The sequence below is a fragment of the Mesorhizobium sp. B2-5-3 genome (genome assembly GCF_006441005.1).
Lineage (GTDB): Bacteria > Pseudomonadota > Alphaproteobacteria > Rhizobiales > Rhizobiaceae > Mesorhizobium.
Genome location: NZ_VFUS01000016.1, coordinates 65,012 through 80,476, shown reverse-complemented (window position 1 = coordinate 80,476; position 15,465 = coordinate 65,012). Strand labels below are relative to the sequence as shown.

The 15,465-nt window shown below is 63.7% G+C and carries 10 protein-coding genes and 1 pseudogene; 3 read left to right on the top strand and 8 right to left on the bottom strand.

From position 1 onward, the window contains the following. Positions 1-4: 4 nt before the first annotated feature. The 6 genes and pseudogenes from FJ867_RS26405 to FJ867_RS26385 all read right to left on the bottom strand — a co-directional run bounded on the left by FJ867_RS26405 (position 5) and on the right by FJ867_RS26385 (position 6,091). Positions 5-796, bottom strand: a complete 792-nt coding sequence (locus FJ867_RS26405) for a transporter substrate-binding domain-containing protein (protein ID WP_181168452.1) — start codon at positions 794-796, stop codon at positions 5-7. 25 nt (positions 797-821) lie between these two features. Next, entirely contained in the window at positions 822-1,586 is a 765-nt protein-coding gene (locus tag FJ867_RS26400; RefSeq protein WP_140500680.1) for an ATP-binding cassette domain-containing protein, read from the bottom strand. Between the two features lie 129 nt (positions 1,587-1,715). Beyond that, a complete protein-coding gene (locus FJ867_RS26395) occupies positions 1,716-3,197 on the bottom strand; it encodes a PLP-dependent aminotransferase family protein (RefSeq protein ID WP_140818990.1) in 1,482 nt (493 codons plus the stop codon). 223 nt (positions 3,198-3,420) lie between these two features. After that, a pseudogene (locus FJ867_RS29185) lies at positions 3,421-3,513 on the bottom strand (integrase); the annotation flags it as partial. A gap of 171 nt (positions 3,514-3,684) precedes the next feature. Continuing rightward, a complete protein-coding gene (locus FJ867_RS26390; protein WP_140818988.1) occupies positions 3,685-5,016 on the bottom strand; it encodes an aspartate aminotransferase family protein in 1,332 nt (443 codons plus the stop codon). Between the two features lie 97 nt (positions 5,017-5,113). Next, positions 5,114-6,091 (bottom strand): LysR family transcriptional regulator, encoded by a 978-nt coding sequence (locus FJ867_RS26385; RefSeq protein ID WP_140500683.1) that lies wholly within the window; start codon positions 6,089-6,091, stop codon positions 5,114-5,116. A 119-nt stretch (positions 6,092-6,210) separates the two neighbouring features. Here FJ867_RS26385 and FJ867_RS26380 point away from each other — a divergent pair, with 119 nt between their 5' ends. Genes FJ867_RS26380 through FJ867_RS26370 form a run of 3 tightly spaced genes read left to right on the top strand, consistent with a single transcriptional unit; the run spans position 6,211 to position 12,691 of the window. Further along, positions 6,211-8,658 (top strand): FAD-dependent oxidoreductase, encoded by a 2,448-nt coding sequence (locus FJ867_RS26380; RefSeq protein WP_140818986.1) that lies wholly within the window; start codon positions 6,211-6,213, stop codon positions 8,656-8,658. Next, the gene (locus tag FJ867_RS26375; RefSeq protein ID WP_140818984.1) at positions 8,655-11,120 is read left to right on the top strand and encodes an FAD-dependent oxidoreductase; all 2,466 of its coding nucleotides are present in this window, start codon (positions 8,655-8,657) and stop codon (positions 11,118-11,120) included. Before FJ867_RS26380 ends, FJ867_RS26375 begins: the two co-directional genes overlap by 4 nt. A gap of 14 nt (positions 11,121-11,134) precedes the next feature. Then, a complete protein-coding gene (locus FJ867_RS26370; protein ID WP_224519141.1) occupies positions 11,135-12,691 on the top strand; it encodes a trimethylamine methyltransferase family protein in 1,557 nt (518 codons plus the stop codon). 80 nt (positions 12,692-12,771) lie between these two features. Here the strand turns inward: FJ867_RS26370 and FJ867_RS26365 are convergent, their stop codons facing one another. After that, a complete protein-coding gene (locus FJ867_RS26365) occupies positions 12,772-14,298 on the bottom strand; it encodes an ABC transporter permease subunit (RefSeq protein WP_210242251.1) in 1,527 nt (508 codons plus the stop codon). Further along, positions 14,285-15,376 (bottom strand): betaine/proline/choline family ABC transporter ATP-binding protein, encoded by a 1,092-nt coding sequence (locus FJ867_RS26360; RefSeq protein ID WP_224519145.1) that lies wholly within the window; start codon positions 15,374-15,376, stop codon positions 14,285-14,287. Before FJ867_RS26360 ends, FJ867_RS26365 begins: the two co-directional genes overlap by 14 nt. Between the last annotated feature and the right edge of the window lie 89 nt (positions 15,377-15,465).

Sequence of the window (15,465 nt, the reverse complement as noted above, 5' to 3'; positions counted from 1 at the left end):
CGGCCTAGTTCGATGCCGGCAGCACGCTGAACGACCAGTACTTGTCGTTGATGGTCTTGAACGTGCCGTCGTCGATCATGGCCTTCATCGCCTTGTCGAGCTCGTCGCGAAGGCCGGCATCGTCCTTGCGCATGCCGATGCCCACGCCTGGCCCGAAATACTTCACGTCCTTGATCTCCGGACCGATGAATTTGTAACCCTTGCCTCGGTCCTTGTTGAGGAAGTCGTTGGCGAGCTTGATCGGGCCGGCGAAGACGAGATCGGTCCGCTTGGAGGTCAGGTCGAGCAGCATGTTGTCGGCCGTGTCGTAGAGCTGGATCGTGGCCTCAGGAAAGTTGTCTCGCATGTAGTTCTCGTAAGTTGAGGCACGCTCGATCCCGATGGTCTTGCCCTTGAGACCATCGGGGTTGGGCTTGCCGTCGTCCGTCAGCGGCTTGGCATCGCTTCCGTCCGGACCGACGAACCGGGCGGTGGAGGAGCGGTACGGGATCGAAAAGTCGATGCTCTTCTTGCGCTCGTCGGTGATCGACATCGACGCGGCGAGAAGATCGAACTTGCCGGCGACAAGGCCCGGAATAAGCGAATCGAAAGGCATGCAGACAAAGGAGGCGTCGGCGCCGAGGCGCTTGACAACTTCCTTCGCGACATCGATGTCGAAGCCGCGCAACTCGCCGTTCGCGTCCTTGTAGTTGAACGGCGGGTATGTGCATTCACTGCCGACGCGCAGGTCGCGCGCCGAGACCTGCGTGGCGAAGGCGGCGAGGCCGGCCGCAAGCACCAAGACAAGTTTTTTCATCATGTTCCCCTGTTGTTTGTCCTGTTCAAAGAACGCGCTGCAGGAAGGCCCGGCAGCGCGCCGATTGCGGATCGCCGAGAACCTGTCCCGGCGGGCCGCGCTCCTCCACCATGCCCTGGTGGAGAAAGAGCACCTCGCGCGAGATCTCGCGCGCGAAACCTATTTCATGGGTGACGACGATCATCGTGCGTCCTTCTTCGGCGAGCGTGCGCATGACCGAGAGCACCTCGCCGACCAGTTCCGGGTCGAGCGCGGAGGTCGGCTCGTCGAACAGCATCAGCTTCGGCTCCATCGCCAGCGCGCGGGCGATGCCGACGCGCTGCTGCTGGCCGCCGGAAATATGCGCGGGGTAGTGGTCGCGCTTCTCGAACAGCCCGACCTTGGCGAGATAGGCCCCGGCTCGCTGCCGGGCCTCCTGTTTGGACAGGCCGAGCACCTTCATCGGTGCAAGCATCACGTTGTCGAGCACGGTGCGCTGGCTCCACAGATTGAAGCTCTGGAAGACCATGCCGATGCGGCTGCGGATGCGATTGATCTGGCGCGCATTCAGCTTCGCGCGCCCCGAACTGCGATCCAGCGTCAATTCCTCGCCTTCCACCGCGATCGTGCCGGCGTCGGGAATTTCCAGAAGATTCATGCAGCGCAGGAAGGTGCTCTTGCCCGACCCGCTGGCGCCGATCATGGTGATCACGTCATGGGCATGGGCGACCAGGTCGACGCCTTTCAAGACTTCCAGAGCGCCGAAGCTCTTACGGATGTTATTTGCCCGCAGGACGGTGTTTTGGTCCATGTCCACTTGGTGCCCTTGCCTCCCGATCGGCTGGACACGGAGATTGTCCCGGAAGCGCGGCTGCCCAAAGAGCCAATTTCGCCGACGGGCAGCGGACCAATTCCAGTCCCGTGGGCTGTGAATGCGTCGTCAACCGTGTTCGAGGATAGTCTGCGCGAGGATGTCGACGCAACGCGGGATGCGGCGGACCGACGTGTTGCCGAAGCCCAGCACAAGACCCCTCGGCTTGGTTTCCCGGCGTGCGTAGCGCGAGAGTGGTGGGCAGTCCAGCCCCTTCTGGAGCAGTGTTCGCGATACGGCCACGTCGTCAAACGGTTCGCGTGCGTGGACGGTCAGGTGCAGGCCGGCGTGAACGTCGGGAACGTCGAAGCCGTCTCGCAGCTTTGCGCGCAGGCATTGTGTCAGGCAGGCGGCGCGATCGCGGTAGATGGTGCGCATACGCCGAAGGTGCGAGGCGAGTCGCCCCTGGTCCATGAAGTCGGCGACCAGCGCCTGGTCCGGTAGCGGTGCGTAGAAGGAGAAAATACGCTGGGCGAGGGCGAACGCCTCGACCAGCGGCATCGGCGCGATCAAATAGGCGAGCCGCAGGCCGGGCGCCAGCATGCGGTTGAACGAGCCGGCATAGATGACCCGCCGCGGATCGCGCGCGTAGAGCGTCGTCTGCGCTTCGCCCGACCAGCGGATCTCGCTATTGGAATCATCCTCGAATATCCAGCCGGGCCGGTCCGCCGCCCAATCAAGCAGCTTTTGCCGGCGATCCGCCGTCATCGTGCAGCCGAACGGCCATTGCTCGGTCGGGGAGACAACGGCCATACGCGCCTCTCGGACCATCACGCCGGCGGCTTCTGTATCGAAGCCTTGCCTGTCGAGCGGGGCGGGAACGGTGACAAGGCCGAAGGCTTCCAGCGTGGCGATCTCGGGCATGTGGCAAGGATCCTCGACCAGAACGGTGTCGCCGCGGTCGAGCAGAACATGAGACGCGAGAGCGGCCGCTTGCAGCGTATTGCCGATGACGATGATCTGTTCGGGACGACAGTTGATCGCTTTAGCCTCCGCCAGATAGCCCGCGATGCGGGTGGCCAGCAGTGGCGCGCCGCGCGAATAGTCATAGCCGGTGTGGGCGCTGGCGTGCTCGCGCCAGCGGCGGCTAGCGATCTGAGCGAACTCGTCATAGGGGAACTCGCTCAGCGCCGGCACGCCGGCGCTGAGATCGTAGGTCTCGATGCGTTCGGCTGGCAGGTTCATGTCGAGCAGCGCCTGGCCGCGGCGCGAGGGTGCCGGGAGCGCATTTGGACCTGACACCGGTATGACCGCCGTCTCGGCTCGGGGGTGATTGTCTTCCGGCAGCATGGTTTCGACGAAGGTGCCGGCGCCGATCCGACGTGCGACATAGCCCTCCGTGGCAAGTCGCTCATAGGCGAGGACAACGGTGTTGCGCGAGAGCCCGAGTTCCTCGGCCATGACGCGGCTTGGCGGCAGGCGCGCTCCTGGCGCCACGATGCCATCCCGTATCCAGCGGCGCAACTGCTCGAAAAGTTGCTCGTTCAACGGCGTGCCACGGCTGCGGTCGAAGACGATCCTGTTCCAGCTGGGATAGTTGAAAGCGTGCATGTCTGTTCACCGGCTACGGCGGGACCTCACGAGCGGCGACGCAGCCATAAGGATGATCTTCCTATCGAATTGAAATCACCCTATCACATGACGAACGATGAGCAGAAAGCCTTCTCTGCATGCGTCGAATGCCAGCTTTCAGCCACTGGCAGCGTGCACCAAATGGCCGAGATGCACGCGCAAATTGTTCACGGCTCCACTCGTGAAGTGGAGCCGCTCTTGATCACACCTCAGTTGCCTCGGCAAGTTCGAGAGCATCTTCTACATCGACTCCCAGATAGCGGACCGTGTTCACGATCTTGCTATGACCGAGCAAGTCTGGATGGCTCCCAGAGGATAACTGACCTCAATCCAACAAGCATGTTTCTGACAGCTCAGCCTCCGCACGTCGACAGAGCCGGTTTGGGCGGGCCTGGTCCTTTCCGAATGATTCTCTCTGCTGCTCAGCCGCCGCCAAAGGTTTGTGCCCCTCCGAGCACAGGAACCGTTATTGACCGCTGAATGCCGCAAAGCTTTTTTCGAAGCGGTCGACGACATCCTCGATATCGGACATTGCTAAGCAAAGCGGCGGACACATGCGGATGACATTGCGGTACGGTCCCGAGCGGCTGGCGACGAGCCCGTTGCGGCGCGTTTCCTCGAAAATGGCGAGCGTCTCCTCCGGCGCCGGCTCTTTCGTCGCGCCGTCCTTGACGAGTTCGATCGCAAGCATAAGCCCACGGCCCCTGATATCGCCGATGATTGGAAAGCGCTCCTTCATGTCGTTAAGGCGACCCTTGAGCACCGCGCCGACATCCCGGGCGTTCTCCTGGAGTCGTTCCTCTTTTATGACCTTTAGCACGGCTCGGCCGGCCGCGCATGCCACCGGATTGGCGCCATAGGTGTGGAACAGAAATTTATCGGCCATGGATTCAGCGACATCTCGCTTGGCGATGACCGCGCCGAGCGGGATGCCGTTGCCCACACCTTTGGCGACGACGACGATATCGGGCACAATGCCATGGGATTCAAACGCCCAGAAGGCATCGCCGGTTCGGGCGACACCGGATTGCACTTCATCAATGATACAGAGACCGCCGGCCGCGCGGACACGCTCGACAGCGCCGGCAATGTAGCCCGGCGGCATCGGCACGATGCCGCCATAGCCCTGCACCGGCTCGATAATCATGCCGGCCAGCCCGCCGCTGGTTGAACTCGCTATGGCGCGCTCGACCTCGTCGAGATAGGGCTGCAAGCCTTCGCCATGAATGCCGCGATACTGGTTGGGCTCGGCCACGAAAGTGACCCCGCCAAGCTGGGGCACGGGATGGCGAAAACCCGCTATCCCGGTCACCGACTGCGCGCCGAAAGTGGCGCCGTGATAGCTCGAGGCAAGCGCCAGCATGTCGATGTTGCCGGTATGCGAGCGCGCCATCAGCAGCGCAAGATCGATCGCTTCGGCCCCGCTGTTGGTGAAATGTACGACCCAATCGTGACCGGCCGGCATCGTTGCCACCAGTTCCTCCGCGTACTGAGCCGGAACCGGGTGGTAGAACATCGTCGTGCAATGCGTCAGTTCCGCCAGTTGCTCGGTGGCCGCCTTGACCACCTGCGGATGCGCGTGGCCGACCGAGATGCAAAGGTTCATGCCGAGCAGGTCGATGTATTTACGATCCTTCTCGTCCCAGACATACTGGCCCTTGCCGCGCTTGAGGATCAGCGGGTCCTTGTAAGGAACGAACTTGCGCTGCGTGGCCGAATAGAAGCGGTTCCGCCGATCGACGATGGCCTCGGTCGACCAGTCGATGTCCAGGTTGGAATGGACGTGCGGAGCGTTCATGCCGTGTCTCCCGTGTTGCGAACTCCTGGATTGAAAACACGGAATGCGCGGCGCGCACACCGCCAAACCTCCTTATCAGGATAACTGATGGAGTTGATTAGTCATGCGACGAGGGGCGATCGACGGCATAGCAGTCGGCGGGAAGGCCAGGCAGGCGGGTGCTGATCGCGTTGGTCAGCACTTCCGCGGTACGCGTGGCGAAAGCCTCGGGGAGGTTTCCGAGCTCCCGCTCGCGCGCGACCAGAAGGATGTTGCGCGACAGCCCGGTGAACGGCAAGGGATGGACGTCAATCTCCATACCCTCCGCCAGCCCGTCGATGAGCAGGGTCGGCGTCAGGATCGCAAAGCCCATGCCGGCCGCGACCGGCGCCATCACCACGCTGGAGCGGTCACCTTCCATGGCACGCGGGATCTCGATGCGCAGGCGGCTCAGATGCTGGTCGACGCGCAGGCCAACCGGCGTCTCGCGCGAGAAGCGCACGAAGGCGAGCTTCTTGGAGAGCTTGACGATGTCACCGACATCGCCGGCAAAACCCTTTGGCGTCACCAGCAGGAATTTTTCGGTCATCACAGGATAACGCGTCAGTCCCTCGATCTCGAACAGCTCGCCGGAGGTGACGGCGAGGTCGGCGCGGCGGGCCCGCAGCAAGGCGACGTGGTCGGTCGCCAAACCCGCGAACAGGCTGAGCTCGGGAATGCCGAAACCCTTGCGGGCAAGGACCGAAAGCGCCGGCGCCAGCGTGGTCGCGATCGACGCCAGAAGCGCGATGCGCAACAGCGGCAGCGGTGCTGCATTGACGCGGCGCGCGTCGGTGCGCAGGCCCTCGACCTCGGCGAGTATGGCAACGGCGCGGCGATGCAGCGCGATGCCGGCTTTGGTGAGCTCGATCGGCCGCAAATTGCGATCGATCAGGCTGACGCCGAGCGCGCTTTCCAGGTTCTTCAGGTGCTGCGAAGCGGCCGATTGCGTCATGCCCAGCATCTGTGCCGCTTGGGTGACGTGCCTGGTCTCGACGATGGCGACGAAAACCTCGATCGATCGGAAAAGGTTGAAATCGAAACTGCCGCTCTTCACCCGCAACTCCGCCCGTGAAGCATCATAAGTTTTCCTAATGTTGCGAAATTTGGGTTGAGCGCAAGTGGTTTAGCGGGAAAAGATCGCGCTGTTCCAATCCAGCGAAGGTATCCCACAAGGTGAATGGCAGCGCACGCATCGTGATCATTGGCGGCGGTGTCATTGGCCTCGGCATAGCCTATCACCTTGCCGAACTGGGCGTGAGCGATGTCGTCCTTCTGGAGCGCCACCAACTGACCAGCGGCACATCCTGGCACGCCGCCGGAATCGTCGGTCCGTTACGCGCCAGCCTCAACCTGACAAGGCTGGCGCAATATGCGACCGAGCTGTTTCCACGCCTCGAGAAAGTGACGGGCCAGGCGTCCGGCTACCGCCGCACCGGCGGCCTGTGGCTGGCGCGACGTGCGGAGCGCATGGACGAACTGAAGCGCATCGCGCATTTGGGCGATGTCTGCGGCCTCACCGTTGAGATTGTCGATCAGGCGGGCGTGGCCGAGCACGTGCGCGGCATCGTCACCGATGGCGTCGAGGGCGCGCTGTGGGTCGAGGAAGACGGCCAGGCCAATCCAGTTGATATCTGTGCGGCCTATGCAAAACGGGCCCGCGCCGCCGGTATCCGCATCCTCGAGGGGTTAGCCTGTTCGGGCATCGTGACCCGCAACGGCCGGGTCGCTGGCGTCAAGCTGGCCTCCGGCGTCACCATCGATTGCGAGACCGTCGTCAACTGTGCCGGCGCCTGGGCGCGCGATATCGGCGCGCTCGCCGGCGTTCCTGTGCCGCTGCAGGCCGTCGAGCACATGTATGTCGTGACGGAGCCGATCGCCGGTCTGCAGGATCCGTTTCCCATCCTGCGCGACCTCGACGAAGGCATCTACATCAAGGGCGATTCCGGCAAGCTGGTGTTGGGCGGCTTCGAGCCGAACGCCAAGCTCTTCGATGTTCGCGGACCGGCTGGCGACAGGCCATTCCTCGAACTGCCCGAGGATTGGGAGCAGTTCGAGCCTTTCATGTCGGCCGGACTGAAACTCCTGCCGGCGCTGTCGCAGACCGGCATCAGGCACTTCATGAATGGCCCGGAGAGTTTTACCCCCGACACGCGGCCGCTGATGGGCGAGTCGCCCTATCTGCGCGGCTTCTATGTCGCCGCCGGCTTCAACTCGACAGGCATGATGTCGTCGGCCGGCGCCGGCAAGGCCATGGCCGAATGGATCGTCGACGGCGAGCCCAGCCTCGATCTGTGGGCGCTTGACATCGCCCGCTTCGACCGCGCCGCCGCGGCGCGCTCTTTCGTCGGCGCCAGGATGGAGGAAGCGGTTGCCGACCTCTTCCGCATGCATTGGCCTTACAAGCAGGCCGCCGCCGGGCGCGACGTGCGGCGTTCCGCCTTTCACCGTACGTTCGCCGAAGCGGGTGCTGTGTTCGGCGCGCCGACCGGCTGGGAGCGACCGCTCTGGTTCGGCGGCACGGAGACGCGCGGCTATTCCGTCGGCGCTCAGAAATGGTGGAGCCCGGCCAGGGCCGAAGCCGATCGAATGGCGCAAGGCGTTGGCCTGTTCGAGCTTTCGCCCTTCACCAAGATCGATGTGCGTGGACGCGACGCGATCCAGCTGATGCAAAGCCTGTGCGCGGGGGACGTCGACAGGCCCGAAGGCCGCGCCGTCTATACGCAGATGCTCAACGCACGCGGCGGCATCGAGGCCGATGTGACGGTCACGCGAGTCGACGAGCACGGCTTCCGGGTTATTTCAGGTGCCGCGACCAGACAGAAAGATTTTGACTGGATCGCGCGCCATGCTGAGGATCTTGGTCTCAACGTCTCGGTCTTCGACGCCACGTCCGCAGAGGCCGTTCTCGGGGTCATGGGGCCGAATTCGCGGGCGCTGCTGCAGAGCCTGACCGACGTCGATCTTTCGGACGCAGCCTTCCCGTTCTCGACTTCGCGCCGCATCGACATCGGCACCGCGAATGTGCGGGCGACCCGAGTCAGCTTTGTCGGCGAGCTCGGCTTCGAGCTTTATGTGCCGGTCGAACACGGCGAGAGCCTGCTTGCCATGATCGTCTCAGCGGGCGGCGCCCATGGCCTGACCTTTTGTGGCCACTACGCGCTGGATGGCTGCCGGTTGGAAAAGGGCTATCGCCATTGGGGCCATGATATCGGGCCGAAGGACACGCCGCTGGAGGCGGGCCTGTCCTTCGCGGTGTCCTGGAAGAGGGATGATTTCATCGGCCGCGATGCCCTGCTGAAGCAGAAGGCCGATGGCCTGAAGCGCCGGCTCATGCATTTCGCCGTCGACGGCGACAATCCGCTTCTGCTGCATGACGAACCGATCTATCGCGACGGCAAACTTGCCGGGTTGACGACGTCAGGTGGCCTCGGCGTTCGCACGGGGCTCAGCCTTTGCCTGGGCTACGTTGCCTGTGATCCAGGCGAGACGAAACCGCAGCTGCTTGCCTGCGACTACCAGATCGCGGTGGCCGGTGCGCGCTACAGGCTGCGCCCACTCGACAAGCCACCCTATGACCCAACCGGATCGCGCATGCGCGTAAGCGCGGAGGAAAATTCATGAGACAACAGGCCCGCGTGGTCGTTATCGGCGGCGGCGCCATGGGCGTGTCGCTGCTCTATCACCTGGCCAAGCGCGGCTGGAGCGATGTCATGCTCGTCGAGAGGCAGGAGCTGACAGCAGGCTCGACCTGGCACGCCGCCGGGCTCTGCACGCATTTCGCCCACAATGCGACGATCATGGAGATGCGCGCGCATTCGGTGCGGCTCTATCGCGAAATCCTGACCGCCGAGACCGGGTTGCCGACAGGTTTCCACCCAAGCGGCGCATTGCGCATTACGCGCTCGCCGGAGCGCATGGACGAATTCCGCCATGTGCAGGGGCTTGGCCGGTTCGTCGGCCATGACTTCCACATTCTCAGTCCCGATGAGCTCAAGCAGATCTATCCGCTCTGCCATACCGACGGCATCATAGGCGCGATCTACGAGCCCAATGACGGTCATGTCGATCCGACGCTGGCGACCAACGCAATGGCCAGCGGCGCGCGCTCGCGCGGCGCCGAGATCGTGCGCCACAATCCGGTCCTGGCAATCGAGCGCAAGCCATCGGGCGAGTGGCTGGTCCGCACACAACAGGGTGACATTGTCGCGGAGCATGTGGTGAACGCGGCCGGCACATGGTGCCGCGAGATTGGCGCCATGATGGGGCTCGACCTGCCCGTGGTGCCGATGCTGCACCAATATGTCGTGACCGATACCGTCCCCGAGATTGCCGACCGGATCGCCGCCGGCGCCAAGGAACTGCCGATCATCCGCGATCCGGAAGAAAGCTGGTATCTGCGCCAGGAGCGCGACGGCTTTATCGTCGGCCCCTATGAAAAGTCGGCTCACCCCTGGGCGGTCGATGGCGTGCCACCAGAATTCGGCATGGACTTGCTGCCGCCCGACCTGGATCGGGTCGAGCACATCATCGCGCTGGCGATGGAGCGTGTCCCGGCACTCGCCAATGCCGGCATCAAGACGGTGGTCAACGGGCCGATCACCTTCACGCCGGATGCCAATCCGCTGGTCGGTCCGGCATTCGGCCTCGGCAATGCCTGGCTGCTCACCGGCTCAAGCATGGGCGTGATGGAAGGCGGCGGCGCCGGTCGCTTTCTCGCCGACTGGATCGTCGACGGATCACCGCCAATGGATGCGCTTGCCATCGACCCACGCCGCTTCGGCAATTATGCCGACCGCGACTATCGCATCGACAAGGCGGTGGAAGGGTTCGGCCTGCAATTCGGCATCCACTATCCCAACGAGGAACGCGAGGCCGGCCGCCCGCGCCGCACGACGCCGGCGCTCGAACTTCAGAGAAGCCAGGGGGCAGTGCTGGGCGCCGCCTATGGTTGGGAGCGGCCGAACTGGTTCGCTGCCAAGGGCGCCGACCGTGACCCGCCACTGACCTTCCGCAAGCCCGGCTGGTTCGACGCGGTGCGCGGCGAGTGCCGTGACGTGCAGGCCAGCGTCGGCGCCATCGACCTTTCGGCCTTCTCCAAATTCGAGATCGGCGGACCAGGCGCCAGCGCCTTCATGGCTTCGCTCGGCGCCAACCGACCACCGGAACGTCACGGCCGCATCGGGCTCATTCACGCGCTGACGGCAAAGGGCGGCGTGGCGTCGGAATTTACCGTGACCCGACTCGGCGACGATGGGTTCTACTTGACCAGCGCAGCACTTGCGGAGCGACATGACGAAGGTCTGCTACGCTCACGCGCCGCAGCCTTTCCAGGTGTGACGATCGACAACGTCACCGAGAGGCGCGGCGTGCTCGGCGTGATGGGGCCGCGTGCCCGTGACCTCTTGGGAAAGATCTGCGAAGCCGATCTATCGAATGCTGCATTCCCCTGGCTTTCCGCGCAGATCATCCGCGTGGCCGGCATCAAGACGGCAGCGCTCCGGGTCTCTTATGCCGGTGAGCTCGGATGGGAACTGCACGTTCAGTTGGCGCAGTTCGGCAAGCTCTACGAAGCGATCACCAAGGTCGGAACGCAGTTCGACCTGCGTCCGTTCGGCATCTACGCGCTCAACGCGATGCGGTTGGAAAAAGGTTATCGTGCTTGGGGCGCCGACCTGACCACCGAACGTACGCCGCTGGAGGCTGGGCTGGGTGCGCTGGTCAAGACTGACAACCGGACGTTCGTCGGCCGTGAGGCGATGCTGGAGCGCATCGGCGAAAGCGCCTGGTCCATGCTGCTGCTCGAGATCGATGACGACGGCGAGAGGCTGCCGTTCTACGCCCACGCCGTGATGCAGGCGGGGCGCCCGGTCGGGGTCGTTACCTCCGGCAGCCACGGCTTCCGCACCGGCAAGACCGTTGCGCTCGCCTATCTGCGACCCGGTGTTGCGGCTGAAGGCCTGACCGTCTCGATCCTCGGCAGGGAACTGACGGCGCGGGAGCTGAAGAAAGCGCCTTACGATCCGGACAATCTGCGGCTGCGCGGCCTTCAGGCCGATGCGCCGGCCGCCTTCATGCCTGCCTGATCACGGAGACGAAAATGGACAAGGACGCGATGATCGACGCTCCAGCGCCACGAAGCGGGGGCCGAGCGGGAAGGCAAGGCCAGCGCCTGGCCCAGCAGGCGCCGCGGCGTCCCTACATCAGCCGGCGGATCGGCACGTTCAATATCCTCGACGAGGAAGGCCTGAGCCTGATCGAGGCGAATGCCGACCGGCTGCTCAAGGAGGTCGGCATGGAGTTCCATGACGATCCCGAGATCCTCGACATCTTTCGCGATGCAGGCGCCGACGTGCAGGGCACCAGGGTTCGCTTCGAGCCCGGCATGTGCCGCACGATCATCCGCGCCACCGCGCCTTCGCAATTCAAGCAGCACGCTCGCAACCCAGCCAACACGGTGGTGATCGGCGGCGACAACACCGTGCTGTGTCCGTCGTGGGGACCGCCCTTCGTCCACGATCTCGATCGCGGACGGCGCTACGCCACGATCGCGGACTTCCGCGATCTGGTGAAGATCCATCAGATGATCCCGCATCTACATCATTCGGGCGGCGTCGTTTGCGAGCCTGTCGACCTGCCGGCCAACAAGCGTCATCTCGACATGCTCTACACCCACATCCGCCATTCGGACCGTGCCTTCATGGGCGCGTTCATCGGTTCGAGGCGAGCACAGGACGCGGTCGACATGGCCAAGATCGTCTTCGGCGAGGAGTTCGTCGCCAACAACGCTGTGCTCTACAACGTCTCCAACACCAATGCGCCGCTGGTGCTCGACGCCAACATGTCGGGTTCGCTGAAGGTCTGCGCCCGCAACAACCAGCCGGTCGCCTGCACGCCATGGACGCTGGCCGGCGCGATGAGCCCGTGCACGGTCGCCGGCACGCTGGCGCAGGTGCTGGCCGAGGCGCTCGCCTGTCTCAGCCTCGTACAGCTGATCAACCCCGGCGCGCCCTGCCTGATGGGAAGCTTTGCCAGCACGATCTCGATGCAGAGTGGAGCGCCGACATTCGGGACGCCGGAAGCGGGCAAGATGGTGCTCGCCTGCGGGCAGTTGGCGCGTCGCGTCGGCGTGCCGTTCCACACCGTCGGTTCGCTGTCGGCCTCAAAGCTTCCCGACGCACAGGCCGAGCAGGAAGCGACATGGGGCATATTGATGTCGATGTTTGCCGGCGCCAACGTGATCAACCACGCCACCGGCTGGCTCGAGGGCGGACTGGTCACCGGTTTCGAAAAGACGGTCATCGACGCCGATCTCTGCGGCAAGGTCGCCAGCCTGTTCGAAGGCATCGATCTGTCGCTCAATGCGCAGGCGATGGAGGCGATCGAAGCGGTCGGGCCGGGATCGCATTTCCTGGGCAGTGCGCATACGCAGTCCAATTTCCTCTCGGCCTTCTATCGCTCCACCAGCAGCGACAACAATTCCTTCGAGCAATGGAACGAGGACGGCCGGCTCGACGCCGCGCAACGCGCCAACCGGCAATGGAAGAGGCTGCTCGACGACTACCAGGATCCGGGGCTCGATCCGGCGATCGACGAAGCGCTCCGGGCCTTCATCGCCAACCGCAAGACCAGCGAGCCGGACCAGGCTTATTTCTAGAGCAGGCACCGCATCTTTGATGGCCCGTTCGTGAGATGTTGACCGGCCGAATTCCGCGAGAAGATCGTTCCCAAACGGCTTTATCTGGTTCGTCCTTGCACGATACGGTCGATGATCATGGCGCAGAGAAGTATGGCGAAGCCCGCAAGCAGTCCCTGCCCGACAGCTGCGTATTGAAGCGCGTTGAGGACATCTTCTCCCAAACCTTTGGCTCCGATCAGGGAAGCGATGACCACCATTGAAAGGCACATCAAAATGGTCTGGTTTATGCCGGCCATGATCGAAGGCATCGCCAGCGGGAGGTCGACGCGTGTCAGGAGAAACCATCTCGTTGCACCATAGGCTTGCGCGGCCTCTCTAATGGCCGGCGGGACACCCTGCAAGCCGAGCGCGGTCAGGCGCACCACTGGCGGAGTACCGAAAATCAGCGTGGCGATGACGCCGGGCGGCTTGCCGATGCCGAACAATGCGATCACCGGGATCAAATAGACAAATGCCGGCATGGTCTGCATGAAGTCGAGCACCGGCCGCACGGCGGCATAGACGCGCGGTCGGCGTCCGCACCATATCCCAAGCGGGATTCCTATCGCGAGGCAGATAATGGCCGATGTGCCCAACAGGGCGACCGTTTCCAGGCTCTTTTCCCAAAAGCCAAGCACGGCAAGATAGGCGAGCGCAGCCGCGGTGAAGATGGCGACGCGCGGCCCCGCCAGTTGCCAGGCCAGGGCTAGAATGATCGCCATTGTCACTGGCCAGGGCATGCCCGTCAGTCCATAGGCCAAGGCATCGAGCACCAACGATATTGCGCCTGTGATGCCGCCGAAAAAGCCCTCCCCGAGATGCGACACCGCTCCCATCAGGCTGTCCAGACCCGATGACAACGCGGCCTGCCACTCGCGATTCGAGGGCGCGGCAGTCAGCCAGACGGCTGGTGTCGGCGCGGCGAAGCGATAGACCGAAAGCCCATAGGCTGCGATGCAGAAGGCAAGGGCGCATAGCGCCAGCGGATGATTGAGCCCGCGCTGAAGCGTCGGGTTCGAACGCCAGCGCGCGAAGCGCCGCTCCAGCATCCGGTTGGCGAGGAAACCGGCGATCAACCTGGCGAAGAGCAAAGTGACAATGCCGGACCCAATTACAACTGGCGCCTTCGCTTTTGCGGCGTCGGCCCGCATTCTGGCCGTGTTGGCAGCTTTCTCCAGAGCGGCCGCTGATGATTTCAGGCCAGCTGCATTGTCCACCCCCGCTGCCTCGGCGGCCTTTGCCTGTTCCGCGCGCGCCTGTGCCTGCTTGGTGACGCGTTCGGCGCGTGCTTGCTCCCCGGCGCCGAGGTTGCCAGCCGCGCCGACGCCGATCTGAACCACCGCAAGCGTCTCCAGGAAGAAGATGAGCCAGAACAGAAGTGTGATGCCTCGGGCAGCGGCCCACACCGGCCCAAGCAGCGCGGCCGCCAGGTTGAACGGCCAGACGGCACCGGAAGCCCGCCGGATGCGGGCGAACACATCGATATAGTAATCGGGGTTGCGGAGGACGAATTCTCGTACGAGTCCTTCCTCTACCGGTTGGGCGTGCTCTATCGATTGCACAGCGACAGGATCATGGGCGTTCACGGATTTCGCCCTTTCGCAGACCGTGGAGCAGGATCTGCCTGTCGACGATGCCGACGACAGACCCACCGGGATCTGTCACAGCAAGCGGTGCGGCATCCCGTGCCGCGAGTTCGACGAGTTCGGCCAGGGATTCTCGAGAATCCACCCTGCGCAACCGCTCGACGTCCAATTCCGGATGAGACCGGCTCTTGAAACTCTCGACCGACTCCATGATGCGCCCGGCGGTGATCACCTTCAGGCGCGAGATGTCGGCGACGAATTTCGCGACATAGTCGTGCTTCGGAGATGTGACGATCTCCTCGGGCGTGTCGGTCTGGACGATGACGCCATCTTTCATGATCGCGATGCGATCGCCGATCCGGATCGCCTCGTCGAGGTCATGGGTGATGAAGATCACTGTCTTTCCCATCGAGCGCGAGAGGGCCAGGAACTCGTCTTGAAGTTGCCGCCTTATCAAGGGATCGAGCGCGCTGAATGGCTCGTCCATGAGCAGGATCGCTGGATCGGCAGCCAAAGCGCGGGCGAGGCCGACGCGCTGCTGCATGCCGCCTGAGAGCTCATGGCAGTAGCGATCCCCCCAGCCCGACAGGTTCACCTTGGCAAGTGCCGCCTCGGCCGCGTCAAATCTCCGCTGCTTGGTCGCGGCTTGGATCTCCAGCGGGAGCGCGACGTTGTCGCGTACGGTGCGATGCGGAAGCAGACCGAAGCTCTGGAACACCATGGCGATCCTGCGAGACCGCAATGCCCTCAACTCAGCGGGCGACTTGGCCATGACGTTTTCACCGTCGACGAAAATCTCGCCGGCGGACGGCTCGAGCAGGCGGTTTATATGGCGGATCAATGTCGATTTGCCACTGCCCGACAGGCCCATGACGCAGAAGATTTCACCCGGCCGAACCGAAATGTTGACGTTGGCGACGCCCACGACACATCCGAAGCGCCTGGCCACTTCGTCCTTGTCCAGGCGGTCGCGCAAAATCGCCATCATCGCCACTGGCGCGCGGGCGCCAAAGATTTTCCAGACGCCCTTCAAAATGATGGCGGCACCGTGGCTTGCCGCGTCTCCGCGGTCCGCCAGGCCGGGTCCTCCCGGCGCAATGATCGGTGCGGTGTCCACCGGCTACCGCTCCCGTCCGATCACGGATTTGAGCGGCCGGGCAACAGTGC